This window comes from Aureimonas sp. Leaf454 (genome assembly GCF_001424685.1).
GTDB lineage: Bacteria > Pseudomonadota > Alphaproteobacteria > Rhizobiales > Rhizobiaceae > Plantimonas.
In genome coordinates this window covers 711066-735579 of record NZ_LMQT01000001.1, presented here as the reverse complement: position 1 = coordinate 735579, position 24514 = coordinate 711066, and the positions used below count along the sequence as shown (strand labels likewise).

The following is a 24514-nucleotide window of genomic DNA, read 5'->3' as shown; positions in this document are numbered from 1 at the left end:
CTGTCTCCGCTCGAGCGTGCTTTCCGAGGAGTGAACCGATGGAACCTGAACAGGTTGCCGCGCCGGTCCGCGATGATGCTGCCGCACCGGCCGCTGCGCAAGAGCCTCGCCGTCTGTCCGCTGACGAACAGAAGGCGTCTCCCGAGGAGCAAGAGCTTTACAGTCGGTTCGTCGCCAAGGCGTTCATGCTGGTCTACGACAAGGCGTTCCTGCCGAAAGCCGTCGACATGCTCGGCGGGGAGGGCGACCCGCAGGAAGGGCTCGCCCGCCTGTCCGCACAGGTGACGATCCGCGTCATGCGCTTGGCGAAGGAAGCCGGGCAGGAGCTGCCGGGCGACGTGCTCTTCGCCGCGGCCAAGGAGGTCTTCGAAGACCTCGCCGAGCTGTCCCGCGTCGCCAACGTCTTCGATTACAGCCAGGACGAGGACGCGCTTGAGGGCGCCTACTTCCGAGCCCTCGACCATTTCCGAATGGAGATGGAGGGCGACGGCAGCATCGACCGCGAGTCCGCGCAGGCCGACCTCAACACGCTTCAGCAGATGGACGAGGCAGGTGAGCTGGAAGGCTACTTCCGCCAACTCGCCGAGCGCGACGGCGCCAACCGCGCCGCGCCTGTAGGCGAGGAGGAAGCCGCGCCGAAGAAGCCTGCGCCCAAGCGCACGGGCCTCATGCCGCAGGGAGCGAAATAATGGCCGGTCTTCTCGGGTTTCTCGCCGCCGGTGTTGCCAAGGGCGCGGGCGCAGGCATCGTCGCTGAAGCCAAGGCCAAGCGCGAGGCGGCGATTGCCGAGCTGGAGAACTCCCGCCTCCTCTCCCGTGAAGCCACGGATCGCGAGTTCCGCTCGAAGGAAGGCCAGCTCGATCGCAATGCGCGCCTGTCGGAGTCGCAGGCCGATCGTGACTTCCGCGCCAAGGAAGGCGAGCTGGATCGCACGTCGCGAGCCGATCTGACTCGCATGGGCCAGGAGGAGACGATCACCGGCGAGGGCGGCGAGCTTCTCGTGCGCAGCGGCGACAAGACCCGCCGGGTGACGGACGAGGCGGGCAAGCCGGTGAAGGCGCTATCCAAGACCAGCGACACGCCTGCCGACGTCCGCACGGCCGAATGGCTCATCACCAAGGGCATCGTGAAGACGCCAGAGGAAGCCTGGAAATACGTCCGCCAGACGCGCGGCAGCGACGCCACGCCGATGGAAATCGAGAAGATGGTCGAGACGGCCGTCAAGACCGAGCTCGGCGACAGCATCGGGGCGCCGGATCCGAAGGCAGTCGAGGAGTCGCGCACGCGCAATCGCGACCGCATCCTGAAGGGTCTCGGCATCGGCGAGACGGAGGCCGACGCCGACAGCTCCAAGACGACGACGGCGGCGACCGCGCGGCCCGAAGGCATGTCCGACGCGCAAGCGATCGACGAAGCCCGCAAGGCGATTAAGCTCGGGGCTCCCCCCGAAATGGTTCGCAAGCGTCTTCAGGACGCCGGGATCGACCCTGACAAGGCGGGCCTCTGATGGGAATGTTCGACGACCTGATCCCGGGACAGAGCGCGCCGGCTCAAAAGGGCGCGCGCCCGTCCACGACCGGGGCTGGCTTCTTCGACGATCTCATTCCCCCGACCGCGGCGACGTCCGGCGTGAAGCCGAAGCCGATCAAGGAGCCATATGCGCCAGGCGAAGAGCCGGGCTATCTGAGCAACCTCGCCCGCGGTGTCGGCGAACGTGCGCTCGACGTCGTCGCCGGCATGAACGACTCAACGCTCGCGCTGCTCGACAAGGTCGGGCTCGACACGAAGTCCGGCTTTCTCGGCGATGTCCGGCGTGGGAGCGAGGCGGCGAAGAACGCTGACCTCGGCTATCGCGAGGGCACGAGCTGGGACGATTTCAAGCAATCCCCGGTCGCCAGCTTCATCCCCTTCGCGCTTGAACAGGGCATCGTTTCCGCGCCCGACATGGCCTTCGCAGTCGCGAACCTGCCCGGCTACGTCTATGCCCGCACCGGTGAACTGGCCGACCAGCGCGCCGAGAACAACGGCATCGAGAACGCCACGTTCGGCGATCTCCTTGCCACGCTCCCGGCCGCCGCCGCGTCCGCGATGCTCGAACGCCTGGGCGTCGACAAGATGTTCGGGCTCGGCGAAGTCGCCACCCAATCGCTGAAGCAGGTGCCGAAGGCCGCCGGCAAGGCTGCGCTCATCGAAGCCGGCACCGAAGCCGCGCAGGAGGGCATCGAATATACGGGCTCGAACCTCGGGACCGTGAAGGGCTTCGACCCCGCCGAAGCTGGCGAGCAAATGCTGGCCGGCGCTGTTGGTGGCGCGGGCTTCGGCGGCGCCGTCCGCGCGGGCACCGCCACCGGCGAGGTTCTGACCCGCAGGAAGGCCGGCACCGACGACCTGCTGCCCGAAGGCGTGGGCCGAGCTGAAGACGTCCTCGACGAGGTCGAGCCGGAAACCGTTGTGCCGGTTCCGGCCGATCGCGAGCGTCTCGACAGCACCCGCCTGACGGACGAGGACCGCGCGTCGCCGATCCCGAACGACCTCATCGACGACGGCAAGGCGATCATGGATGGCGAGCGTTCGCCCTTCTCGTCGCGCCCGGCCATGACGGACGAGCGCGACGCGCGCCTCGCCGATGTGTTCTTCGAGCAGGATATCCAGCGCGCCGCCGAAGGCGTGCCGGTTCGCTCCGGCCTGGATCCGCGCGCCGCGCTCGCCGCGCCCGTCGAAGAACCCGACTTCGACATGAGCGAGATCGAGGACCGCATCCGGCAGGACGTCGAGGAGGATGGGCTTCAGTCCGCCGACGCGCGCCCCTCCTTCCTCGATCGCCTCTCCCCGGAGGAAGCCACCGCCTACGCCTCGGCGCCCGGCGTGAACCGCGCCATCGCGCGCCGGCTCGGCGTGAAGATCGACGAGCTGGATGCCAAGGGCGACACGGAGCGCGCCAACCGCCTCCGCTCCAAACTCGGCCCGATCCTCCAGAGCTTCGGTGCCGGTAGCCGGGAATCGACCGCACGGACCGCTCCACCCCGCGCCCGATCGACGGCCCCGGCCGCGTCGCGCTCGACCGGCCTTCGCCCCTTTGACGACGGCTCGCGCAACGCGCCCGTCACGATCTTCAACGCTTCCGACCTCGACGACATCGCGCCGCGCATCGCGGCCCCGTCTGAGGGGCAGGCCAAGGCCGGCAACTACGCGAAGGGCCACGGCGACTGGAACGGCCTCTCGATCAGCGTGGAAACGCCGAAGGGCGGCACCCGCAGCGGCAAGGGACCGGACGGCTCCACCTGGGAAGTCGAGATGCCCGCCCACTATGGCGACATCAAAGGCACCAAGGGTGCCGACGGCGATCCGATCGACCTCTACATGGGCGACGATCCCGCCTCCGATACCGTCTTCGTCGTCGATCAGAAGGATGCCGAGACGGGCGCCTTCGACGAGGTGAAGGTGTTCGGCGGCGTCAACGACGAGACGGACGTCGCCTCGATCTACGAGGCCGCCTTCTCAGACGGCAAGGGCGGCGCTCGCCTCCAGGATATCCACGAGACGACCGTCGACGGCCTGAAGGATTGGCTGGCGAACGGCGACACGACCAAGCCCTTCGGCGAGGCCCCGACGAAGCCGCTTCCCAAGAAGCCCGTCACCTCCATGCTACGCCGAGCCGGCGGCATCGACCCCAGCTCCACGCTCGCGGGCGAACTCCGCTCCATGGGCATCACGTCGCGGACAGCGCCGGGCCTCTTCCGGCGAGGCGGCATGGGCGCGGCCGACAACTTCGTGCGCGAGGAGCACGAGCTTTTCGCGAACGGGCCGGATGACGGTAACGGCTACATTCCCGAGAGCGAGATCCTCGAAGCGCTCCGGCGCGAGATGGCCGGCGACCCGATCCGCACCGCGGACGAGTTCGAGCGCGAGCGCGCGGCCCAGCCGCAGCCGGACGAGGACGCGCCCCGCTCCGGGCCCCGCCGCGCCCGCTCACAGCCTGTTTCCGACCCGGCTGCAGAAGTTGATCGCATGATCGACGTCTATGGCTTCCCCGACAGCCCCGAGTTGAGGCAGATTGCCGAGGACTTCATTGCGCAGGGGCTCGACCCCGAGGACGCGATGGTGGCGGCCGCAGAGCGGACCATCCAGGAAAAGGCGCAGCCCAATGAAGCAGCCACAGCCGACGCAGACATCGGCATCCCATTCTTCGCAGGAGACGCCGGCTGGGAAGCCGAAGCTGACGCCGAAGCAGTGGGGGCAGGCGGCCCGGTCGTTCAAGAAGCAGGCGACGGAGAACCCCGAGCGAGCGGCCGAGCTGACGGAGTTGAGCCAGATCGCGGCGGCGAGCGCACGACTCCGGTCCGCGCAGGCGATGCGCAACAGGTAGAGGCCGGCGCCGACGGCAAGCCGCAGCTTGTCATCCCCGGCGCCGAGGCGATCGGGCAGGGCGCCCAGGCCCAGCGCAAGGCAGACGCCGCGCTGAAGGCGAAGGCCCAGCAGAAGGACATGGACGTCGGCATGTTCGGCTCTGGCGTTGACCAGACCGACTTGCTCGACCTCCCGGCGGCCAAGCCGAAGGCGGCAACCAGTGCAGAACCTGCACCTGTTGCGAAAGCCCCCGATCCGGTTGCCGCGGAAACCAATTCGGAAACCAATCCGACCAAACCAAAGACCAAAGACGAGAAGCCCCCGCGCACGCTGCGCGAGGATTGGGGCGTCGAGGATATCGACGGCTGGACGGAGATCGAGGGCGGCGCCAACACGCCCACCGACAGCGGCCTGCGCGGCGGCGTGAAGGATGCCTTCCTCCTCGATGCCAAGAACTTCATGCAGGATGTCGCCAAGCGGCTCCAGGCCAAGGGCTTCGCCCCGCACGTCGACAAGAAGGGCAAGCCCGATCGCGCTGTCAGCGTGAACGAAGCCGGCCCGGCGGTGTCCGGCGAAGTCTCCCTGACCCTCGCCCACCCCGAAAGCGGCTCCGGCATCTACGCGCAGATCAGCCATAGCGGCCGCCTGCGGATCCTGTATCGTTCGACCACCCCGGCCGATAAGTTCGGCTCGCGGTCCATGAACCAGTGGGGCGGCGAAGACCTCAACGCGGAGGACTTCGCCAGCCTTCTTGAGAAGACCGCCCTGCGCGGCGCTCCGGCGTCGAAGCCGGCACCCGCGAAGGAAGAAGGCACCAATGGCCGCACAGTCCCGCTGGAAGACGATGGCCAGGGAGCACCTGCGAGAGTTCCTGCCGACCCTGCACCGCGAGCTGAAGGAGAGCGGGAAGCTGGCGATCTGGCTCGACCGGCGCGTGAACGAGACGCACCGGATAATGGCCGAGCAGACCAGCCTCGGAATGACCGAGGCGGAAGCGTGGGAAGTGGCACGCGAGCACCTTCTCCCGACGCCGGAACCGGAAGCGGACGAGATGGATCGGCCGACCGACCCCGATCTGACGAAGCTGGCGTTCGGGACGCTGGCGCTGGACGAGGACGAGGACGATCTGACTTCCGCATAACCGCGCCCGAGGAGATCGGCGCCGGCGGGCAGAAGACGAAGTTCGACAACAACCTGCGCGCCATCGAACTCATCGAGGAGCTGGCCGGCAGCGTTCCCACCGACGAGCAGAAGCGCGAGCTGTCGCGCTATGTCGGCTGGGGCGGCATCCCGCAGGCGTTCAAGCGGCCGGACGGCACCTATGCCGAAGGCTGGGAGCCCCGCGCCAAGAAGCTCGAGGCGATCCTGTCCAAGGATGCGCTCGCCGCGGCCAAGCGCTCGACCCAGGACGCCCACTACACCAGCCCGCAGATTGTCTCCGCCGTCTGGCGCGCGGCACAGCGCCTTGGCTTCAAGAAGGGCCGCGTGCTCGAACCGTCCGTCGGTGTCGGCAACTTCCTCGGTCTGCGTCCCGACGGCGTGGACGCCCGCTTCACGGCCGTGGAATATGACGACACGACCGCGGCCATCGCCAAGGCGCTCTATGGCGCGTCCGACGTCCACCATCAGGGCTTCCAGGATTTCACCGCGCCCGACGGCTATTTCGATCTGGCGATCGGCAATCCGCCCTTCGGTTCGCAGAAGCTGTTCGACCCCAAGCGGGCGCACCTGAACAACTTCTCCATCCACAATATGTTCTTCGCCAAGTCGGTCGACCTCCTGCGGCCGGACGGCGTTCTGGCGATGGTCGTCTCGAACTCGTTCCTCGACGCCGTCGTGAAGGACAAGGCTCGCCGCTACATCGCCGGCAAGGCCGAGTTCCTGGGCGCGATCCGCCTGCCGAACGACGCCTTCGCGAAGAACGCCGGGACCGAAGTCACCACCGATATCGTCTTCCTGCGCAAGCTGAAGGACGGCGAGGCGACGACCGGCGAGAGCTGGACGGACACGGCCTATGTGCCGGACCCGCTCGGCGGCGAGGACATGCCGCTGAACGAGTATTTCGTGCGCAACCCCGACATGATGCTCGGCACCTTCCAGCGCTCGGGCTCGATGTACCGGGCCGGGACGACGGCGCTTATCGCGAAGGAGGGCGTCGACATGGAAGCCGCTCTCGACGCGGCGATCTCCAAGCTGCCGCGCGACGTGATGGGCGACTGGACGAACGAGGCGGTCGAGCGCTCGCGCGCCGCCCAGGTCGACAAGACCGTCAAGGTCGGCTCGATGTTCCTCGACGAGAAGGGCGACGTCGCCGTGCGCGGCGAGAACTTCGGCACGGAGGCCCGCGTGGAGTCCGCCGGGCTCACCGGCAAGGCGCTCGAACGGGCCAAGGGCCTGATCCAGATCCGCGACGCCCTCACGGAGCTGCGCGGGCTCCAGCTATCCGACACCGCCAACGGCCGGTTCCTCGACGAGGCGCGAGCCGAGCTGAACCGGGCTTACGATGCCTTCGTGAAGGCGAACGGCCCGATCTCGATGGACTCCAACCGCCGCGTCTTCGGCGAGGACCCGACGTGGCCGCAGCTCGCCGCGTTGGAGGATAATTTCGACAAGGGCATAACCCCCGACGCGGCCAAGAAGACCGGCGAGACGCCGCGCAAGCCGAGCGCGAAGAAGGCTGCGATTTTCTCCAAGCGCACGCAGTCGCCCTATTCGCCCCCGACGTCGGCCGCCAACGCCAAGGACGCGCTCACCGCCGCGCTCTCCGTTTCGGGCCGCGTCGACATGGACTTCATGTCCCGCCTGACCAACCGCTCGGAAGCCTCGCTTTTCGACGAGCTGTCGGGCCTCCTCTTCAAGACGCCCGACGGCTCGCTCGTCACCCGCGAGGATTACCTGTCGGGGAACGTGAAGGCGAAGCTCGCCGCAGCCCGCGAGGCCGCCAAGCGCGACCCGTCGCTGGCCGGCAACGTCTCGGCGCTGGAAGCGGTGCAGCCGACTGACATCGAGGCCGCCGACATCGACGTGAAGCCGGGCGCCCATTGGGTGCCGGGCAAGTACGTCGCCGACTTCATCAACCACATCACGGGAGCGGGCGGCGCGACGGCCATCTATTCCCGCCTCTCCGGCCAGTGGAGCGTGCAGCTCGGTCGCGTCACCGAGGCCGCGCAAGTCCAGTACGGCACCAAGGACGCCGACGTCGCGAGCACGCTTCGCGCAGCGCTCGAACAGCGCGCCGTCCAAATCTTCGACCAGATCGACCGGGACACCCGCGTCCTGAACCAGGAGAAGAGCGAGGCCGCCACCGAGAAGTCGCGCCGGATCGCGGACGAATGGCGCCGCTGGATATGGTCCGACGACGCGCGCCGCCGCGACCTTGCCGCGCTCTACAACGATCAGTTCAACACCACGATCCCGCGCGAGTACGACGGCTCGCACCTCACGTTCCCCGGCAAGGTCGGCGACGATATCCTGAAGCTCCGCCCGCATCAGGCGAACGCCGTCTGGCGCATCGTCCAGGGCGGAACGACGCTCCTCGATCACGTCGTCGGCGCCGGCAAGACGTTCACGATCGTCGCCGCGGCGATGGAGCTGCGCCGCACCGGGTTTGCCCGAAAGCCGATGCTGGTCGTCCCGAACCATCTGGTCGGGCAGTGGGCGGAGGACTTCCTGCGCCTTTACCCAGGCGCCCGGGTGCTCGCCGCGACCAAGAAGGATTTCGAGGCCGGCAACCGCAAGCGCCTCTTCGCCCGCGTCTCGTCCGGCGATTGGGACGCGGTGATTGTCGCGCACTCCTCGTTCTCGAAGGTCGCGCTCGATGCCGACTTCCAGAAGGAGTTCTTCGAAGAGCAAATGGCGGACATCGACGACGCTATTCGCGAAATGAAGGCGTCGTCTGCCGGCGAGAAGGGCGACGATCGCACCGTCAAGCAGGCGGAGAAGCAGCGTGAGGCGCTGAAGGAGAAGCTGAAGAGGCTGTCCGAGAGCGGCGCCAAGGACGACAACCTGACCTTCGGCGAGCTGGGCGTCGATGCGCTCTTCGTCGACGAGGCGCACGAGTTCAAGAACCTCGCCTTCATCACGAAGCAGCGCGGCGTCATGGGCCTGGGGAACCCGACCGGGTCGCAGAAGGCCATGGATATGTTCATGAAGACGCAGTTCCTGCTGCGTCGGAACGGCGGGCGCAACGTCGTCCATGCGACCGGCACGCCGATCTCGAACACCATGGCCGAGATGTATACGGTCGGCCGCTATCTCGACCATGCCGACATGCGAGAGCGCGGCGTCGTCCACTTCGACGCCTGGGCTCGCCAGTTCGGCGAGGTGGTCACGGATTGGGAGATCAGCCCGTCCGGCAAATACAAGCTGACCGCCCGGTTCGCGAAGTTCGTGAACATGCCGGAGCTGATGCAGCGCTACGGGACGTTCGCCGACGTCATCAACCGCGACGACATCAACCGCCAGCTTAAGAGCCAGGGCAAGAAGCTCCCGATCCCGAAGATCAAGGGCGGCAAGCCGCAGAACATCATCGTTCCGCGTAGCCCGGATCAGGCGTCCTTCATCGGCGTGCCGGCGAAGGATGCGGACGGCAACGACACCGAGAACTACCCGAAGGGCTCGCTCGTCTGGCGCACGGAGAACATGCCGAAGCGCCCCGAGAAGGGCGCCGACAACATGCTCAAGATCATGGGCGACGCGCGCAAGGCCGCGCTCGACATGCGTCTCGTGGATGGCGGCTATGGCGACAATCCCGCCTCGAAGATCAACAACGCCGCCGACCGGATCAAGGCGATCTACGACAAGTGGAACGCCGAGAAGGGCGCGCAGCTCGTCTTCATCGACCTCTCCACCCCGAAGGCGGCCAAGGGCAAGGAACAGGCCCGCATCCGCGCTCTGATCGAAGCGGCCGAGGGCCGGGACGAGGAGAAGGCGGAGGCTGCGCAGGCCGAGCTGGACAAGCTCTCGCCCGACGAGATCGACGCGCTGTCCAGCGACTTCTCGGTCTACGACGACCTGAAGCAGAAGCTGATTTCGCGCGGCATCCCCGAGGCCGAGATCGCCTTCATCCACGACGCCGGCACCGAGCTGCAAAAGGACGAGCTGTTCGGCCGCGTCCGCTCCGGCCGGGTGCGCGTGCTCTTCGGCTCGACGGCCAAGATGGGCGCCGGCATGAACGTGCAGAACCGCCTCGTCGCTCTGCACCACATGGACGCGCCATGGCGCCCGTCCGACCTGGAACAGCGCGAGGGCCGGATCATCCGGCAGGGCAACGAGCTGTACGAGGCGGACCCCGAAGGCTTCGAGATCGAGATCAACCGCTACGCTACCGAGCGCACGCTCGACGCGCGCATGTGGCAGACGATCGAGGCCAAGGCCCGCTTCATCGAGCAAGTCCGCAAGGGCGCCGGCGGCCGCGAGATCGAGGACGTCGGCGGCGAGGCGGCGAACGCGGCCGAGATGAAGGCGGCGGCCTCCGGCAACCCTGAAATCCTGGAGGAGATGAACCTTCGCAAGACGGTTCGCACGCTGGAGAACCAGCGGCGCGAGCACATGCGCGAGATCACGCGCTCGGCGGACGCGATCGACAAGCTGCGCACGCTCAACGAGCGCCTGCGCCGCGACGTCCCGCTCTACCGCGCGGATGCCAAGATCGACACGAAGACGTTTGCCGCCAAGATCGGGAAGAAGTCCTTCGACAAGATGGGCGAGGCGGCCGACGCCATGGCGAAGGACGTCGCCAAGCGCGTGGAGGCGGGCGAAAAGGAGGGCGTCATCGGCTCGCTCTTCGGCGTGCCGCTGCGCTTCTCCGTCCCCTTCGACACGCCGATCATCTGGATCGAGAGCAAGATCGAGCACGAGGCGCCGCTTGGCGAGGATGACAAAGCGCTCGGCGTCGTGATGAAGCTGCGCAACGCGCTGAACGCTTCCGGGGCCAACGCCGAGGCGGCAGAGGCGACGGTGGAGCGGCAGGAGAAGGAGATCGCGCAGCTTGAGGCGCGCGGTACTCCGGCGTGGCCGAAGGAAGCCGAATACGCGGAGGCCAAGGCCAAGCACGAAGCGCTCATGGTGAAGCTCCGTCCGAAGGCCAAGCCTGCCGCGGCGCAGAAGGCCGACACCGACGAAGCACAGCTCTCCGAGATGCTGGATGGCTGGAGCGCCATCGAGGCTTCCCCGGAGCCGCGCCTGACCGCGGCGGAACAGAAGGCCGTCGTCGAGATCGTTCAGAGGGTTTCCGGCCTGTCGGACGTCGAGTTCCACGAGGCCATCCGCATTCCGAGCACGGCGAAGGGCTTCAAGGCATGGGGGCGCGAGGGCAAGGAAGGCGAGTTCGTCTCGATCGCCGGCTTCTATCACTCGATGCAGGACGTCATCGCGGTGGCGCTCAACGCCAGCGGCGACGGTCGGCGCCTTGCCTTCCACGAGTCTTTCCATCGCGTGCAGACGATGTTCCTGACGGACCAGGAGAAGGCGCTGCTCGCCGCTGAAACCAACGCGCTGCGCGCCGTCGTGGCGGCATCGGAAGGGAGGCAGGAGCAAGCGGCGCGCATGTCGCAAAGCGAGCTGGAGGCTGAAGCCTTCGCGATCTACTCCGAACGCATGGAGCGGGGCCAAGCCGCGCCGCTTCGCATCAAGGGCCGCATTCGCGCCGCGTGGGATCGCATTCGAGCGATGTCCCGGCGTGTGCGGAACTACCTGAACGGTCGCGGCTACCAGACGTTCGAGGACGTCTTTGACCGGGCGCGCTCCGGCGAGATGGCGCGTCGCAATCCTGACGGCACCTTCAAGAAGGCCGATCCGAGCCTTTCCGTCGCGCCGAAGGGCGCGGCCTTCGACCGCTGGTTCGGCAAGAGCAAGATCGTGGACGGGAAGGGGCGCCCGCTGCGCGTCTTCCACGGCACGCGAGCGGACGTCGAGGCGTTCCGCATCGAGAACCCGAACGGCTCAGTCGGCGCCTACTTCTCCCCGAGCGCCCGCGTGGCATCGAATTATTCGCTCGGAAAGCCGGGCAGCTCGGACGGGGCGCAAACGATCCCCGTCTTCCTTCGCGTCGAGAACCCCTTTGTCATCAAGGGACCGGGCTTCATCGAGAAGGCGAAGGCCAAGCTGACCGGATCGCGGCTTGATCGGCGCGACGGGGAGTCGGCCTACATCACGCCGGCACGCATGGCCGAGATGCAAGCTGAAGGCTACGACGGCATCGTCAACGAAGGCATGGACGAGATCATCGTCTTCGACGCCGGTCAGGTGAAGTCCGCGACCGGCAACAACGGCGCTTTCGATCCGAACGACGATCGCATCCAGTTCAGCCTCAACCCGGAGGCCGACACCGACATCGCCGAGGCCGAGCCGCAGAGGCGGACGGCAGGCTTCATCGCCAAGGGCCAGCCGATCGACCGCGCGCTGGCCGCCACGTTCGGGCTCCTCCCCGGCGTGAACCTGACGAGCGACCGGAAGTGGAAGGGCGGCGAGCGCGCCTTCGACGCCGTGGCCAAGGCGATCAGCACGGCGAAGTTCGCGCCGGACGGCCGCATGTCCTGGATGAACGGCATGTTGGAGACGGCGCGCGCCGGCCTGATCGACCGCTACGGCCTCGATCCCTCCTATGTCGCGCGGGACCGGGCGCGGGCTCTCGACGAGCGCGCCGTCATGTTCAAGGGCGCCGAGATCCTGAAGACGCTGGCCGAGCAAGACATGAGCGTCGAGGAGGCCAAGGTGCTCCAGGCGATCCTCACGGGCGAAGCGGTCAACGACGCCGCCATGCAGAAGATCGCCGAGCCGATCCGCATCGCGATCGACGAGCTGGGCCAGGAAGCGGTGCAGCTCGGTCTTCTCAGCGCCGAGAGCTATGAGCGCAACCGCGGCTCCTACCTCCACCGCGTCTACCTCAAGCACGAGCAGGACCAAAACGGCCTTCAGAAGATGGTCGGGAAGATCATGGGGAACAGCCGGAGGAAGATCCTCGGCGACCAGCTCAAGGGCCGGGGCCTGTTCTTCGAGGTGCCGCGCGAGGCGGCGACGAAGAACCTCGCCGAGGTCGTGAAGCAGCGCCGCGAGGAGAAGAAGGCGGCCGAGGTGGCCGAGCGCATCGAGCGCCTGACCAACCGCCGCAAGGTGGCGGCGGCTCGCCTGGAGGAAAGCCAGAGCGAGAGCGCGGTGAACCTTGCCCGGCGCATGGATATCGCGGATGCCGCTCGCGAGCAGAAGGGTGGAGCTCGTCCGTACCAGAAGGGGCAGATGCGAGAGCAAGGCGTCGCGCTGGGCCGGCTACGCAAGAAGGCCGAGCAGGCCCGCCGCCTCCTCGACCGGATTGACGCCGAGATCAACGCCGGTAAGGCGCAGATCGCGGCCGTCGAGGCGAACCGGCTGGTGGTCGGCAAGTTCATGCCGATCAAGGGCGAGACCTACACCGTGCTCGACAAGCGGGCGATGGTGGACGGCAAGGAGAAGACCGTTCACCGGGTCTACATTCCGAGCCGGCAGTCGGTGCCCTCCGCCTATTCCGGCTACGTCTCGCAAGGGACCTGGGAGGTGCGCGGATCCAAGGGCGACAAGGTCATCCTCTGGCGCGATTACACCAAGGCCGAGCGCGGCAAGATGGGCGAAATCCTCGACGCCCGGTACACCATCGGCAAGACCTACATGCTGATGGCGCACGATCTGGCGACCGGCCGCTTCTACAAGGACATCGCCGCCAACTCCGAATGGGCGACGAAGGACGAGCCGATCGGCGCCTCGTGGAAGAACGCGGCCGACGTGAAGCGGCTGGCGATCGACCCCGAGCTTCAGTGGGTGAAGGTGCCGGACACGGCCATTCCGAACACCGGCGGTAAGAAACGCTGGGGCGAGCTGTCCGGCCAGTTCGTCCGCGCGGAAATCTGGCGCGACCTCAACGAGATCGAGGTGATGAACCAGCCGGGCGTCTGGCGGATGCTCCTGTCTCAGTGGAAGCTGAACAAGACCGCCCGCTCGCCGGTCACGCACATGAACAACGTCATGTCGAACCTGATGTTCATGGACATGGCCGACGTGCGCGGGCGCGATCTGATCGCCGGCATTCGGGCCTACGCCAAGGGCACAGCCGACTATGACGAGGCCGTGGAGAACGGCGCGTTCGGCATGGACATGATGTCCCAGGAGGTCCGCAAGAACGTCCTTCAGCCGATCCTCGACGAGCTGGCCAAGAGCGAACAGGACGGCGCGGAGAACTCGTTCCTCGCGCGGGCCGGGCTCCTCGGGAAGCTTGCCGATCAGGTGTGGAGCTTCGCCAAGGCGGCCGACGCGAAGATGATCGACGCCTACCGCATCGAGGACGAGGTCTTCCGCATGGCGACCTACATGCGCCGGCGCGAGGCGGGGGATAGCCCGAAGCAGGCGGCCGCCGTCGCCCGCGAGACCTTCCTCGATTACGATATCCGCGCGCCCTGGGTGAACGCGGCCCGCAACTCGGTCTTGCCGTTCGTCTCCTACACCTATCGGGCGGCGCCCATGGTGGCGAAGATGATCGCCACGCGGCCGTGGAAGCTCGCGAAGTATTTCGCCATCGCCTACGCGGTGAACGCTCTCGCCTATGCCTGGGACGACGACGGCGACGAGGAGAAGGAGCGCGCGAGCCTGCGCGACGAGGAGCAGGGCAAGACGTGGCTCGGCGTGCCGCGCATGATGCGGATGCCCTGGCGCAACGAGGACGGCCTGCCGGTCTTCCTCGACGTGCGCCGCTGGATGCCGGCAGGCGACATCGTCGACACCAACCAGGGATCAAGCGCGATCCCGCTCCCTGCGCCGCTCCAGTTCGGCGGCCCGCTCCTGCTTGGCTTCGAGCTTGCCCTGAACAAGCAGTCGTTCACGGGCGAGGAGATCACGAACGACGAGACCGACACCTTCGGCGAGAAGGCGGCGAAGATCGGCGACTATCTCTGGAAGAGCTGGCTCCCGTCCGCGGCCTGGATACCGGGCTCCTGGTATTACACCAAGCTCCAGAACGCGGCGACGGGCGCGACGGACGCGCAGGGGCGGCCCTACGATCTGCCGTCCGCGCTCGCCTCGTCGGTCGGCATCAAGCTCAAGCCGCAGGACGTCGAGTCCGGCATCCAGTGGCAGTATCGCGACCTGAAGAAGGTCGAGACGGAGCTGCGCGCGGAGGCTCGCCGGCTGGCCCGGCAGCGTGAGCGCGGGCTGATTTCGCAGTCGGCCTTCGATGCCGGCATGGCGACGTACATGGAGAAGATGGGCCGTCTCAAGGAAGAGGCGACCGACCTCCAGAAGAAGACGTCAGGCCGCTAAAACCGCCATCGCCGAGGCGAGGCCGAGAAGCGCGCCCGCATCCGTCGGCAGATGCCGCTCGATGCCGGGCGCGTGAAACCACAGCCAGAAATGGCCGCGGTGCCCGAGCACCAGGCCAAAGGCCAGCGTCAGCAAAGAGCCGGCGGCGACCACCGTCGTCGACAGCTCTGCGTCCAGCATCAGGCGAACCATCCCCGCGTCCTTCCACCGCCCGCACCCGGAGACCCTACCATGCTCATCGCCAACTGGCGGAGGGTGCTGCGCTATGCGTGGTCCGTCCGCCTGATGATCCTCGCCGCGATCCTGTCCGGCGCCGAGGTCGCGCTGCCCTTGATCGACGGCTTCCTCGAGATGCCGCGCGGCGTCTTTGCCGCCCTGTCCGGCCTCACGACTGCGGGCGCGTTTGTCGCGCGCATCCTCGCTCAACCCAAGACCCAGCCCGCAGGAGACGACTGATGCCCGTGAACAAGATCGCGCCCAGCAACCGCGCACGCTCGGCGATCGCCAGCGTCATCGCGGCCATGCTGATCGCCGCAACCTCGCTGTTCCCCAGCTCGCCGCCGGCTGTCGCGCTCGCCGTCGATCACCTCATCAAGCCGTGGGAGGGGCTGGTCCTGACCTCACATTGGGACCGCTACGCGAAGATTTGGGACATCTGCTACGGCGAGACGAAGGGCATCACGGCCGGGATGACGAAGACCAAGGCCGAGTGCGAACGGATGCTCGCGGTCAGGGTCGAGCGCGACTATTTCGCGCCGCTGCTGAAGTGCGTCCCGGGGCTCTCGACCGCGCCGATCAGCGTGCAAGCCTCGCTCCTTTCCGGCGCCTACAATTTCGGGGTCGGTGCGGCGTGCCGATCGACGGCCGCGAAGATGGTGACGGCGAGACGGTATCGGGACGCCTGCATCGCGCAGACGGCGTTCAACCGGGCTGGCGGTCAGGTGGTCAACGGCTTGGTGAAACGGCGCGAGATGGGCGACTCCCAGCGCATCGGAGAAGCCGAACTCTGCGTGTCGGGGCTCTGATGTTCGGGGACCTGAAAGCCGTCATGGCCGGCATCCTCTGCCTCGTCCTCGGGCTCCTGGTCGGCGGCGTCATCGTCCGCGGCTACGACGCCTGGGTCATCATTCCCGACGCCGAGCGCGTGGCGACCGAGCGAGCGGATGCCCGCTGGAAGGACGCGGTCGCCGAGGCGAAGGCGAAAGCCGAGCGCGACCGGCAGAAGGCCGAGGCCGAGATTGCCGACGCCGAACGCGTCTACCTCGAACGGGACGCGGCGCGCGCCTCCCAGATGACCGCCCTTGAACAAGCCCTCGAACAGGAGCTGGCCCGTGCGCCTACCCCTTCACCGTCTCGCGGTTCTGCCGCTTGTGGCCCTGCTATTCCTCGGGGGGTGCGTGACGCCCTCCAAGGTGTCGGTCGCGCCCCAGCTCGCCCGCCTGCCGCAAAGCCTGACGCAGCCCTGCCAAGAGGCGGCTGATTTACCCGAAGGCGACCTGACCTGGACCGAGACAGCTCGGCTTTGGGGGCAGGATCGCAAGGCTCTCGGCGCCTGCCGGGATCGACACGAAGCACTGACGCGCGCAGCTCGCGCGCTGGAAGCGCAAGGGAGGCCCGCATTGAATGATCTCGCCCGATGACAGCCTCGCCATGCTCCGCAAGGATCATACGAGCCTCGCTTCCTCGCTGTCGGTCCTCACGATCGAAGTCGCTGCCCTGAAAACCGAAAAGGCGGTCGACGTCGTGAGGGACGAGAACCTGAACGGACGCCTCAACCGGATTGAGGAGAACCTGAAAGACCTGCGCGGCATCGGAAGGTGGGCGCTCATCGCCTTCTTCGGTGCCATCATCACGACGGGCGTGGGCATGATGATGAAAGGAGGCTTCCATGTCCCACCATCCGTATAAGTGGGCCACGCCGCTGAAGGCCATGCTCGGCACGGTGACGATGCTGTCCGTGCTCTACTGCTTCTTCATGGTCGGCCCGGCGCTGGAGACGCGGTTTTTCCCCGCGCTGGGCAAGATGAAGATCACCAGCGTGGAAGCGTTGACCGGCGAAACGAGCATCGTTCGCACGGCATTCTCGAAGCTCCGGGCCTGCGAATATCTCGGGATCGCTTGGTACTATGGATCAGAGGCCGGCGTGTTCGAGCGTGTCTCGATGGTGCCGATCCGCAATCCTGACGACACGTCGAGTCCAAACCGACGGGTGGGGCTCCAACGAGCCGGACCCTGGAGGATCACGATCCCGGAGGGGGACGTGCGAACCCGGAGCTATGTCCAGGCTTTTCACCGTTGCCATCCATTCTGGACGACGGTTTCGGAGTTCTACCCCTGACGGCGCCCCGTCCATGTCACCTCGAATAGGTCGCGCCGGGCATCCGGCGCGAGCCCTTTTTCGTATCTGCTAGGCCGCCGCGCTGGCGGATATCCTCCTGCGCAGCAAGGCAACCTGGTCCTTGAGCTGGCATTTCATCAGCTTCATGCGCCGGATCGCCAACTGGTCGGGGTAGCGCCGGCCGCTCTCGGCGACGATCTTCTCCTTGAGGTCCTGGCGCTGTCGTTCAAGGCGTTCAATTCGACCGTCCTGCGTCATGCACGTCTCTCCTGTTTGCGAGGCGCCTCGGAAAGCGGGCGAACCTCGCGGCTGCGATCTTCTTCGATGTGGACGTCGCCGACCAAGCACATGCCGCGTCGCCAGCGGACGGCGAGCTTGCGCTCGATGGCCTCGACCACGCACGCGAGGCGCGTCGAGTGGCGAGCGATCTCGGCGCCGTCCTTTTTCAGGACGAAGCTCATTGGATGGTCTTCGGCAGGTCGATATCCGGCACCGTATTGCCGGCGAGGCGGATGTCGTCGGGCAGGAGCGTGATGCCGAGCCCCTCCTGCGCGTTGCGGATGGCCTCTCGGAGCCGTTCCAGCTCGATCCACTTCTTCTGGCGCCGGGCGCGGCTCATGTCCGATCTCCCTCCCGCGATTGCGTGTCCGGCATGGCGGGGTCGGGGGCGGATTTGACGGCGGTCTTCACGATCGCTCGGCACGCGGCATCGTAGACGTCATCAGGCCACTCGCCGCCTGTCCAGATGTCTAAGTCATGGCCGTTGCAGCGCAGGAAAACTTGCGCAGCTTGAGCCGCCTCAGAGAGCGTCGGAAGCCTTTCGCTCTCCACCCCCGCCCCCGGCTCGTCGGATACGCCACGAAGGGCGGCGATGATCTCGATGCCAACATGAACGAAGCGATCGATCCGAACGCCATCGGGCAGAACTTCGGCATCCGGGCCGCACAGCGAGGAAAGCCTATCGATCAGGCCGGCAAGGTTGGGGCTCGTCATTTCCGATCTCCGATCAGATCGGCGAGATCGGGGAACTGCTCTCGTAGGATCGCGGCGACTGCCTCGGCGACCTCGCGATGCTCTTTTTGCGTTGAGGGCTTCGTGCGTGTCTGGACGTAGTGGAACCAGTTGCGGAACGGAGCTTGGAAGAACAACGTCGAGGGTGTCATGCCTTCGGGGAGAACGACGCGGGCGACCTCTTTGGCGATGCCGCGACGCAACGCCTCTTCGTACTTGGATCGGGTGAGCGCATCGACCTCGGCCTGCGCGTCGTGCCACCACGTGGCCAACTCGGCATCTTCGCATGGCAAGCTGTTCTGCCGGTCCTTCGGGTCCTGCATTCGGGCTTCGCGGAACACAGCCGGAGCCGTTACCTCGGCATATCGCTGTGAGAACTCCTGTGGTCGAATGTCGTGCCGCAGCATCTGCCGGGCGATGTCGCGCGTGGTCTCGAACTCAAACACGAGCGAGATCATTTCGAGCGGTGACCATTCTCCGTTCTCGATGATCCGGCGAACGAGCTTTGCGCCCGTCGCGTGGTTGTCACGGTTGGCCGTGGAGGAGACCCGAGCGAAGTAGGCAAGCAATGCCTGCGTGTCAGGCGCGCAGTCGTCCACGGGCTGCGTGATGGCGCGGAGGATGACCTTCATGTCCGATCTCCCGCGTCCGCTTGCGGGGTGGCGAGGGCGGCGCGGGCGTCCTTGATCGCTAGGCGCATATCGACCTCGCCAAGCTCCATGTTTGTCACCGCTTCATGCAGCCCCTCCAGCGCCTCCCGCAACCGATCCCGCTCCGCCGTCATGCTGGCGAGGGCGGCTTCGGCGGCTCTCATGCGGTCGATGGCACCGCACCGCAGCGCCGTTTCCTCCGCAAGCTCCTGCGTCAGCCTCTCGACCTCACCACCCCCATCACCCGAAGCGGCCGGGCGGGTGGCACGATCGGCCATAATGGCCTGCTCCATCCTCGTGGCATACGAAGGTAGGCTGTCAGTGTCTTCAGCGGCCAACCGCTCTTGCAGCACGCGCTGAACAAGCTCCCGCACCTCGTCCGGCACATCAGCAGCGGGCGGGGTTGCAGGGGCAGCTTCGGCCTCCGCTGGAGTAGGCTTCCTGATGATGACGTACTTCCGCGTCTTGGGCGTGCCCGGCGTAGGCTTCGGCTCGTCACGCCCCTCCGTGGCCGCAAGCTTCTGTCCGTGACGCCACATGCCGATCGTCTCGCCGACAATGGGTAGCGCTGCCTCGCCAAACTCATTCAGCTGGTCGTCGATCTTGGCGATAAGCTGTTTCAGCCGCTTGATCTCCCCCGCCTCTCCCGTCACGTCAGCGGCGGGCGGGGTTGCGGCGGTGGTGGCTTTGTTGGCTTTGAGAGCGGTCACGAGACAGTCAATGACGTATGCGGTCTCGTCCTTCGAATAGCTGTTTGGGCTCTGAAAGTAGTGCCCGGCTTGGTACAGTGCTGTCTTCGCCTCGTCACCCGCGATCGTGCCGGTGGTCTGCGGGGTCACGGCGTTCGGCATCGGTGTCTCCGGGCTCATGTCGATGCCACCTTGATCGAGAGGTCGGGGAACAAGCCGGCGCGTTGGGCGGTGCGCAACGCGCGCACGGCCTGCTTCTGAGCGGCCTCATCGAGCGCGTCGTTCTGCGCCGCCGGCTCCAGCGCCGGCAGCATGACGTGGAGCGCTCGATCAAGGGGCGAGCCCTCGCCGATGACGATCACCTCGGCCTCCGTCAGAACCTTGGCGAGGTGATAGGCGACAAGGCCAAGCCGGTCTGTGAACCGCGCGCCCCGCGCCATGTCATCGACCTGCCAAGAGAGGCAGAGCGAGGCGTCCATCAGATCGCTTGAGCCAAGTCCGACCCATGCCGCGGCTGTGGCGGCCCGCAGGTGGGCGATCGTGGCGCGGACTTTCGATGTGCTCCGCGTGGCCGGCGGAAAGCCGTCTGCCACGCGAAGCAGCAAGGTCGGGATCAACGCCAGCTCGGCCGCCTGCCGAGCTGCGGGCGTCATGTCTCGCGAGATCGCGGGCGAGGCGCTCATGCCGGCACTCCTGCCAGCAGCTCGTCGATCTGCTCCTTGAATGCCACCCGCCCTATGTCGCCTTTGACCCGGCGAGTGTGGAGCTTAAGGATTTCCCTCGCGATCTCGCGATCTCGCTCCCCGAACTGGCCGCGATGTTCGCTTCCCTCGTGCCGGGCAGCAAGATCATCGCGATCCTGCGCGCCGGCCAACTCGCGATGGTAGCTGTCGAGAAGGCGCGAGGCCCCGTCCTCTTGGGAGGGTTCGGACGGGGCCTCGCTGGCAGGCGCATCCGGGGAGGACGGCTGCGCCTGATCGGGATCGGGTTCACTGGCGGCTGCGGGCTCGGGCGCCACGGCGACATCGCCGCGCGCCCATTCTGCCAGCATCCGGCCAAAGCCGACGCTGATCTTGGCGCCGGGCAGCATCATGGGGATCAGCGGCTCGGGCAGCTTGGTCGCGGGCGCGTCGAGGTCGGGGACGCCCTTGTGCTCGCCCGGCAAGACGAGGCGCATCGTCATCTCATAGGTCAGGCGATCGGACGCGATCGGCTGGATGCCGATGCTCGTCGGCTTGCCGCCGATCGGCTTCACCTTCTCCTGGGCGCGGAAGCAGAAAACGAAATGCGCGTCGATCTGAAGGAGGCGGTTCACCACCCTGTTCAGCTCGCCCTTTGGCTCGATCCAGGCGCGCATGTTGTTCTTCTCGCGCTTCCTCTCGTCGTCGCCGCACCACTTCGTCAGCAAGGCGTCGTGCATATCGAGGATGCCGCCTTCGCCCTCGTGCATGTGACTACCGGAGTCGATCACGATGATCTTGCCGCCCGCGGCGACGGCCGCCTCAACGGCGTCGAGGTAGCTCTGCGGATTGAACGGCGCGTGCATCTCGCCGATCAGGAACCGGAAGCTGTCGGCATAGTGCTCCGAGCGGCGGTTCTCGGTGTCGATGACGAAGATTTCGCCGCCGTCGACTTGCTGGATGCCCTTCGCGAGGAGGAGCGCGGAATAGGTCTTGCCGCATCCGCTGGGCCCGGCGAGAGCCAGCATGAGCTTGACGCCGGAGCGCTTGGCCGGCCGGAAGGAAATGCCCATCAGGAACCCTCCTCAGCCAGCAAGGCGTCTGCGAGGTCGAGGCAAGCGAGCGCCACACGGGTTTCAGTGCAGTTGGTGAGGCCCCATCCGTTCATGTCGTTCTTCTGGAACGGCCCGCCGGGGTTGGCGCAGAGGCCGGCCAATGCCTGCCCGGCGTAATACTGGCGAAGCGTCATGCCGTGTTCGGCAACCGGTGCGCCGGGCTCTGTGCTGTGCGCGATCGGGAAAGCCGCGCCGCCCTGTTTGATCCAGTCAGCCATCAGTGCCGCACTCCCGATCCAACGACGACGGGGAGACCCCCGCGCTCTTCACGCGCAATGAAGGCCGCCAAGTCCATCGCGGCCGCGTTGCAATAAGCCTCCACCTCCGTGACATTCCCGCACTCCAAGATAAGCGTGTGGCACCCCTCGGGGCAGGAGAGCGCAAGCTTCGGGAAGGCCACCTCTCTGATGTGCCATTCCCGGCCGCCCAATCGCACACGGCAATGATCGTCATGCTGTTTGCGAGCCATCAGGCTTTCCCTCCTTCGGTGAGTTTCAGGAGCACGCGCGGCGCGCTGCGTTCGGATTTTGAGCCCGGCCCGCGCTGCCGCTCCAAGTGGTCGGGGCAGTAGGGGACCTTCGAGCCCACCTGGACGCCGGCGCCGCACACCCGCTTGGTGTCGATGTTCCGGCTGTCGCCCCACATCGGCCAGCAGCACTGGTGGGGGCGACGATCGTAGAAGAGCGGGCCAACCCGCACTTCCGGTTCGAAGAACATGAGGCCGCCGTCCATGTCGGGGCCTAGAACTGGATCGCGGTGCGCGCGATCTTGCCCGCGGCAATGGCCTGGACGAGCCGCATAACGGCCTGCTCGTCCAGCTCCGGCACGGCGGCGCAGATCGCGAGATGTACGTCGGCCATCACCTTGGCGCGGTGCTTCTGGTCGGCCTGCCGCTTTTCCTCGGCCTTGCGTTCGGCCTCGATCTCGGCGGCCTTCCTCGCCTCGGCGGCTTCGCGATCCCGGCGCTCGGCCTCGGCCTCGTCCCGGATGCGCTTCAGCTCGGCAGCGTGGCGCGCCTCAGTCTCGCGCTTCTCGCGCTCGGCCTCCGCCGCCGCTTCCTCGCGGGCGCGCTTCTCGGCCGCGATGGCCGCGGCCTTCATCCGCTCCTCCGCCTCGGCCGCATCCCGCTCGCGCCGCTCGCGCTCGCGCTCCGCCCGTTCCTCCTCGGCCCGTGCGCGGGCCTCCTGGTCGGCCTTCTCCCGAGCGATCCGAGCGGCTTCCTCGCGCTCGATGCGCTCGGCTTCCGCCCGCTCGGCATCGCGCTTCTCGCGTTCGGCCTGAAGTTCGCGCAGCTTTGCCAGCTCTTGCCGCGACGCCTCCAGTTCGGCCGCCTCGGCCGCCGCCCTGTGGATGCGCTCGATCGCGTTCTCGATGGCCTCGATCGCGATCTTCCGCCGGCCGTCGGCATCGGTTGCGAAATCGCCGAAGGTCTCGGCGTTGATCTCTGTGGCCTTCAGCTTGGCGAGCCGCTCCTCCAGTTCGGCGAGCGTGTCGTCGTTGAAGATCGTGCCGGCGCCGCGAAGGTCTTCAAGGTCGCGCTCGATGCGCGCCTTGCGATCGGCCTCGGCCTTCTCCCAATCGGTGAGCGGCTGGCGGGCAAGGTCTGACAGATCGTCGAGCCGATCGCGCATCGAGCGCCGGATCGCATCGACACCGTTGATCTGCTCGCGCAGCGCGGAGTTCAGGTCTTTGCCTGCGGCGTCGATCGCGGTCTTGGTTTTCGTGACCTTCGCGCTCAACGCCGCGATTTTCTTGCGCGACGTCACGGTGGAGAGATCGGGCACGAAGTCCGCGATCTCCTTCTCGATCGAGGCGTAAACGACCTCCAGACTTTCCGGCGAGGTGAAGACGGAGACGGGGTTGTTGGTGACGCGGGCGAGGGTGAGCTGCGTCGCCGCCTCCTGGTCGACCTCCGGCACCTCGGTCTTGTCGTCGGGCGTCTGTTTCGTGGCTGCGCTCATGGTCCGAATGCTCCGTTCGGGGTGGGGATCAGTGGTTGAGACAGGCGAACCGCAGCCCGCCTTCCGCCTCGGCCAAGCGTTCGGCTCGGGTCCGGTCAGAGGATCGGCGCCAGCGGCGAAAGGCGTCGGTGCGGCTCTGCGCGCGAACGACGACGGCGTTGATGCCGATGGCGACGAGTTCGATGACGTCGGCGGAATGCGCGCGGTCGTCCTCGTCGGGATCGTAGGAGGAGATCGGGAGGCGGGAGGGCATCAGAATGCCACCTCGCGGTCGGCGTATCGGCGCTCGGCGGCGTCTTCCCGTTCGACCTCGATGCGCTCGAAGGCGTCGGCGAGCAGCATGGCTTCGAAGCTCCCGTCGGCGGTCAGGATGGCCTCGAACCAGTCCGGCACCGGGACCGGGAGAAGGTTCGGCGCGCTGATGGAGATGGCCGTGATCTCGACGCTGTCGCCGTGCCCCGGCTCCTCGCGCGTTGCCGCCTCGGCCGGGGTGAAGTCGTAGGAGATCAGCACCACGAACTCAGCTTCCCCCCCTTCGGCGAGGCTGAACATGGCATCGGTCGAGAGTTTGAAGGACCGGGTCACGACGGCTTCTCCCCCGACCCGAATTGACGGTGGTTGGTGCCGTCGATGGCGGCGGCAAAGGCCAAAAGCGCTTCGGCGCCTGTAACTTGAGGGGGGAGTGTCTTGGCGAACTCCCGGGCTTTGGTCGCAAGCGATGCGGTCGCCTGCTCCAGCGCGAGCTTCGCCATCTCGCGCATGATTTCGTCTGCGGGCAGTTTGTCGCGAAGGCTCATTCTGCGGCCACCAACTGGAGCGGCGTGCCCTCGCAGCGGACGCGCTCAAGCTGCTCGGTCAGGTTCCGAACCGTCTCCTCGGCCGTTTCCGCGCGGAGCTTGTAGGCATCCGCCGAGTTGGCGCGCATCAGCCGCTCGGCGAAGTGCTGGCGAGCCCGCGCGTCCATTTCCAGCGTCATCCGCTGGGCCGCGATCTCGCCGCTGAAGGGCTTGACCCGCTCGAAGATCAGTCCGAGCGAATGCCCGATGTTGATCAGGAGGCGCTGGCACTCCTCGACCTTCTCCTCGGCGACGGCCGCGCCGGCATACAGCGCAGCCGACAGCTCGCGGGCGACCTCGCTGGCATCCTCGGCCGCGCGGCAGAGCTTGACGGCGGTCACGGTGAGATTGCTCTCGGGGAGCTTCACGAAGGACTCGGCCATCAGAGCGCCCCCGACATGCGCGCCCAGCACAGGCTGAAGGCGACGCCCATGGCGAAGCCGACGCAGATGGCCGCGGCGAGGACCTGCATCAGGCGACGGTTCGCCTCGCGTGTGGTGATGGCCGGCTCGTAGTTCGTGAAATCGGAAGGAAGCATGTGCATGGAAGGTCTCCCAGGTTGGGGAGCGGGCCGGTGATCCGAACCCGCGGAAGGGGTGGATCTGG

General features: G+C 66.9%; 25 protein-coding genes. 8 read left to right on the top strand and 17 right to left on the bottom strand.

Features of this window, described 5'->3' with window-relative positions; translation table 11 throughout:
• Positions 1 to 38 precede the first annotated feature (38 nt).
• From ASG43_RS03270 to ASG43_RS03260, 3 genes are read left to right on the top strand one after another with little or no spacing between them, the layout of a single operon-like run.
• Positions 39 to 689, top strand: coding sequence for a hypothetical protein (locus tag ASG43_RS03270; protein ID WP_056500065.1), 651 nt, complete (start codon positions 39 to 41; stop codon positions 687 to 689).
• Positions 689 to 1507 (top strand): hypothetical protein, encoded by an 819-nt coding sequence (locus tag ASG43_RS03265; RefSeq protein WP_056500063.1) that lies wholly within the window; start codon positions 689 to 691, stop codon positions 1505 to 1507. The genes ASG43_RS03270 and ASG43_RS03265 overlap by 1 nt, the downstream gene beginning before the upstream one ends.
• Positions 1507 to 14628 (top strand): DEAD/DEAH box helicase family protein, encoded by a 13122-nt coding sequence (locus ASG43_RS03260; RefSeq protein ID WP_056500061.1) that lies wholly within the window; start codon positions 1507 to 1509, stop codon positions 14626 to 14628. The genes ASG43_RS03265 and ASG43_RS03260 overlap by 1 nt, the downstream gene beginning before the upstream one ends.
• Here the strand turns inward: ASG43_RS03260 and ASG43_RS03255 are convergent.
• On the bottom strand, positions 14617 to 14820 hold the full coding sequence (locus tag ASG43_RS03255; RefSeq protein ID WP_056500059.1) for a hypothetical protein: 204 nt from the start codon (positions 14818 to 14820) through the stop codon (positions 14617 to 14619). The genes ASG43_RS03260 and ASG43_RS03255 overlap by 12 nt on opposite strands.
• A gap of 39 nt (positions 14821 to 14859) precedes the next feature.
• Between ASG43_RS03255 and ASG43_RS03250 the strand changes: the two genes are divergently transcribed.
• The 5 genes from ASG43_RS03250 (at position 14860) to ASG43_RS03230 (ending at position 16966) form a co-directional block, all read left to right on the top strand.
• Complete coding sequence (locus ASG43_RS03250) at positions 14860 to 15084, top strand: hypothetical protein (RefSeq protein ID WP_056500058.1); 225 nt, start codon at positions 14860 to 14862, stop codon at positions 15082 to 15084.
• Complete coding sequence (locus ASG43_RS03245; RefSeq protein ID WP_056500056.1) at positions 15084 to 15653, top strand: lysozyme; 570 nt, start codon at positions 15084 to 15086, stop codon at positions 15651 to 15653. Before ASG43_RS03250 ends, ASG43_RS03245 begins: the two co-directional genes overlap by 1 nt.
• Positions 15653 to 16108 carry a hypothetical protein gene (locus tag ASG43_RS03240; protein WP_056500054.1) on the top strand — a complete coding sequence of 152 codons (456 nt, stop codon included), beginning with the start codon at positions 15653 to 15655 and terminating at the stop codon, positions 16106 to 16108. The genes ASG43_RS03245 and ASG43_RS03240 overlap by 1 nt, the downstream gene beginning before the upstream one ends.
• A 170-nt stretch (positions 16109 to 16278) precedes the next feature.
• The gene (locus ASG43_RS03235) at positions 16279 to 16536 is read left to right on the top strand and encodes a hypothetical protein (RefSeq protein ID WP_156386391.1); all 258 of its coding nucleotides are present in this window, start codon (positions 16279 to 16281) and stop codon (positions 16534 to 16536) included.
• Positions 16517 to 16966 (top strand): hypothetical protein, encoded by a 450-nt coding sequence (locus tag ASG43_RS03230; RefSeq protein ID WP_156386389.1) that lies wholly within the window; start codon positions 16517 to 16519, stop codon positions 16964 to 16966. Before ASG43_RS03235 ends, ASG43_RS03230 begins: the two co-directional genes overlap by 20 nt.
• A gap of 69 nt (positions 16967 to 17035) precedes the next feature.
• On the opposite strand, the gene ASG43_RS03225 is transcribed toward ASG43_RS03230, so the two are convergent.
• The 16 genes from ASG43_RS03225 to ASG43_RS22515 form a co-directional block, all read right to left on the bottom strand.
• Positions 17036 to 17224: a YdcH family protein gene (locus tag ASG43_RS03225; RefSeq protein ID WP_056500048.1), complete on the bottom strand. Its 189-nt coding sequence runs from the start codon at positions 17222 to 17224 to the stop codon at positions 17036 to 17038.
• Complete coding sequence (locus tag ASG43_RS03220; RefSeq protein WP_056500046.1) at positions 17221 to 17427, bottom strand: hypothetical protein; 207 nt, start codon at positions 17425 to 17427, stop codon at positions 17221 to 17223. Before ASG43_RS03220 ends, ASG43_RS03225 begins: the two co-directional genes overlap by 4 nt.
• On the bottom strand, positions 17424 to 17585 hold the full coding sequence (locus tag ASG43_RS22520) for a hypothetical protein (RefSeq protein WP_156386387.1): 162 nt from the start codon (positions 17583 to 17585) through the stop codon (positions 17424 to 17426). The genes ASG43_RS03220 and ASG43_RS22520 overlap by 4 nt, the downstream gene beginning before the upstream one ends.
• Positions 17582 to 17959, bottom strand: a complete 378-nt coding sequence (locus ASG43_RS03215; protein WP_056500044.1) for a hypothetical protein — start codon at positions 17957 to 17959, stop codon at positions 17582 to 17584. The genes ASG43_RS22520 and ASG43_RS03215 overlap by 4 nt, the downstream gene beginning before the upstream one ends.
• Positions 17956 to 18609 (bottom strand): FAD-dependent thymidylate synthase, encoded by a 654-nt coding sequence (thyX, locus tag ASG43_RS03210; RefSeq protein WP_056500043.1) that lies wholly within the window; start codon positions 18607 to 18609, stop codon positions 17956 to 17958. Before thyX ends, ASG43_RS03215 begins: the two co-directional genes overlap by 4 nt.
• A complete protein-coding gene (locus ASG43_RS03205) occupies positions 18606 to 19496 on the bottom strand; it encodes a hypothetical protein (protein ID WP_056500042.1) in 891 nt (296 codons plus the stop codon). The genes thyX and ASG43_RS03205 overlap by 4 nt, the downstream gene beginning before the upstream one ends.
• Entirely contained in the window at positions 19493 to 19999 is a 507-nt protein-coding gene (locus ASG43_RS03200; protein WP_056500040.1) for a hypothetical protein, read from the bottom strand. The genes ASG43_RS03205 and ASG43_RS03200 overlap by 4 nt, the downstream gene beginning before the upstream one ends.
• Positions 19996 to 21069 (bottom strand): AAA family ATPase, encoded by a 1074-nt coding sequence (locus ASG43_RS03195; RefSeq protein ID WP_056500038.1) that lies wholly within the window; start codon positions 21067 to 21069, stop codon positions 19996 to 19998. Before ASG43_RS03195 ends, ASG43_RS03200 begins: the two co-directional genes overlap by 4 nt.
• Positions 21069 to 21329, bottom strand: coding sequence for a hypothetical protein (locus ASG43_RS03190; protein WP_056500036.1), 261 nt, complete (start codon positions 21327 to 21329; stop codon positions 21069 to 21071). Before ASG43_RS03190 ends, ASG43_RS03195 begins: the two co-directional genes overlap by 1 nt.
• Before the next feature lie 250 nt (positions 21330 to 21579).
• Positions 21580 to 21843, bottom strand: a complete 264-nt coding sequence (locus tag ASG43_RS03180) for a hypothetical protein (RefSeq protein WP_056500033.1) — start codon at positions 21841 to 21843, stop codon at positions 21580 to 21582.
• 8 nt (positions 21844 to 21851) lie between these two features.
• Positions 21852 to 23072 (bottom strand): hypothetical protein, encoded by a 1221-nt coding sequence (locus ASG43_RS03175; protein WP_056500031.1) that lies wholly within the window; start codon positions 23070 to 23072, stop codon positions 21852 to 21854.
• A gap of 28 nt (positions 23073 to 23100) precedes the next feature.
• Positions 23101 to 23325, bottom strand: coding sequence for a hypothetical protein (locus ASG43_RS03170; protein ID WP_056500029.1), 225 nt, complete (start codon positions 23323 to 23325; stop codon positions 23101 to 23103).
• On the bottom strand, positions 23325 to 23657 hold the full coding sequence (locus ASG43_RS03165) for a hypothetical protein (RefSeq protein WP_056500026.1): 333 nt from the start codon (positions 23655 to 23657) through the stop codon (positions 23325 to 23327). Before ASG43_RS03165 ends, ASG43_RS03170 begins: the two co-directional genes overlap by 1 nt.
• Positions 23654 to 23869, bottom strand: a complete 216-nt coding sequence (locus ASG43_RS03160) for a hypothetical protein (protein WP_056500024.1) — start codon at positions 23867 to 23869, stop codon at positions 23654 to 23656. Before ASG43_RS03160 ends, ASG43_RS03165 begins: the two co-directional genes overlap by 4 nt.
• The gene (locus tag ASG43_RS03155; protein WP_056500022.1) at positions 23866 to 24291 is read right to left on the bottom strand and encodes a hypothetical protein; all 426 of its coding nucleotides are present in this window, start codon (positions 24289 to 24291) and stop codon (positions 23866 to 23868) included. Before ASG43_RS03155 ends, ASG43_RS03160 begins: the two co-directional genes overlap by 4 nt.
• Positions 24291 to 24452 carry a hypothetical protein gene (locus tag ASG43_RS22515; RefSeq protein ID WP_156386385.1) on the bottom strand — a complete coding sequence of 54 codons (162 nt, stop codon included), beginning with the start codon at positions 24450 to 24452 and terminating at the stop codon, positions 24291 to 24293. Before ASG43_RS22515 ends, ASG43_RS03155 begins: the two co-directional genes overlap by 1 nt.
• Positions 24453 to 24514: the final 62 nt, after the last annotated feature.

Excerpts from the sequence above, each read along its gene's own strand:
- ASG43_RS03270 (WP_056500065.1), top strand. The coding sequence starts at position 39 with ATGGAACCTGAACAGGTTGCCGCGCCGGTCCGCGATGATGCTGCCGCA.
- ASG43_RS03265 (WP_056500063.1), top strand. The coding sequence starts at position 689 with ATGGCCGGTCTTCTCGGGTTTCTCGCCGCCGGTGTTGCCAAGGGCGCG.
- ASG43_RS03260 (WP_056500061.1), top strand. The coding sequence starts at position 1,507 with ATGGGAATGTTCGACGACCTGATCCCGGGACAGAGCGCGCCGGCTCAA.
- ASG43_RS03255 (WP_056500059.1), bottom strand. The coding sequence starts at position 14,820 with ATGGTTCGCCTGATGCTGGACGCAGAGCTGTCGACGACGGTGGTCGCC.
- ASG43_RS03250 (WP_056500058.1), top strand. The coding sequence starts at position 14,860 with ATGCTCATCGCCAACTGGCGGAGGGTGCTGCGCTATGCGTGGTCCGTC.
- ASG43_RS03245 (WP_056500056.1), top strand. The coding sequence starts at position 15,084 with ATGCCCGTGAACAAGATCGCGCCCAGCAACCGCGCACGCTCGGCGATC.
- ASG43_RS03240 (WP_056500054.1), top strand. The coding sequence starts at position 15,653 with ATGTTCGGGGACCTGAAAGCCGTCATGGCCGGCATCCTCTGCCTCGTC.
- ASG43_RS03235 (WP_156386391.1), top strand. The coding sequence starts at position 16,279 with ATGCTCCGCAAGGATCATACGAGCCTCGCTTCCTCGCTGTCGGTCCTC.
- ASG43_RS03230 (WP_156386389.1), top strand. The coding sequence starts at position 16,517 with ATGTCCCACCATCCGTATAAGTGGGCCACGCCGCTGAAGGCCATGCTC.
- ASG43_RS03225 (WP_056500048.1), bottom strand. The coding sequence starts at position 17,224 with ATGACGCAGGACGGTCGAATTGAACGCCTTGAACGACAGCGCCAGGAC.
- ASG43_RS03220 (WP_056500046.1), bottom strand. The coding sequence starts at position 17,427 with ATGAGCTTCGTCCTGAAAAAGGACGGCGCCGAGATCGCTCGCCACTCG.
- ASG43_RS22520 (WP_156386387.1), bottom strand. The coding sequence starts at position 17,585 with ATGAGCCGCGCCCGGCGCCAGAAGAAGTGGATCGAGCTGGAACGGCTC.
- ASG43_RS03215 (WP_056500044.1), bottom strand. The coding sequence starts at position 17,959 with ATGACGAGCCCCAACCTTGCCGGCCTGATCGATAGGCTTTCCTCGCTG.
- thyX (WP_056500043.1), bottom strand. The coding sequence starts at position 18,609 with ATGAAGGTCATCCTCCGCGCCATCACGCAGCCCGTGGACGACTGCGCG.
- ASG43_RS03205 (WP_056500042.1), bottom strand. The coding sequence starts at position 19,496 with ATGAGCCCGGAGACACCGATGCCGAACGCCGTGACCCCGCAGACCACC.
- ASG43_RS03200 (WP_056500040.1), bottom strand. The coding sequence starts at position 19,999 with ATGAGCGCCTCGCCCGCGATCTCGCGAGACATGACGCCCGCAGCTCGG.
- ASG43_RS03195 (WP_056500038.1), bottom strand. The coding sequence starts at position 21,069 with ATGGGCATTTCCTTCCGGCCGGCCAAGCGCTCCGGCGTCAAGCTCATG.
- ASG43_RS03190 (WP_056500036.1), bottom strand. The coding sequence starts at position 21,329 with ATGGCTGACTGGATCAAACAGGGCGGCGCGGCTTTCCCGATCGCGCAC.
- ASG43_RS03180 (WP_056500033.1), bottom strand. The coding sequence starts at position 21,843 with ATGGACGGCGGCCTCATGTTCTTCGAACCGGAAGTGCGGGTTGGCCCG.
- ASG43_RS03175 (WP_056500031.1), bottom strand. The coding sequence starts at position 23,072 with ATGAGCGCAGCCACGAAACAGACGCCCGACGACAAGACCGAGGTGCCG.
- ASG43_RS03170 (WP_056500029.1), bottom strand. The coding sequence starts at position 23,325 with ATGCCCTCCCGCCTCCCGATCTCCTCCTACGATCCCGACGAGGACGAC.
- ASG43_RS03160 (WP_056500024.1), bottom strand. The coding sequence starts at position 23,869 with ATGAGCCTTCGCGACAAACTGCCCGCAGACGAAATCATGCGCGAGATG.
- ASG43_RS03155 (WP_056500022.1), bottom strand. The coding sequence starts at position 24,291 with ATGGCCGAGTCCTTCGTGAAGCTCCCCGAGAGCAATCTCACCGTGACC.
- ASG43_RS22515 (WP_156386385.1), bottom strand. The coding sequence starts at position 24,452 with ATGCACATGCTTCCTTCCGATTTCACGAACTACGAGCCGGCCATCACC.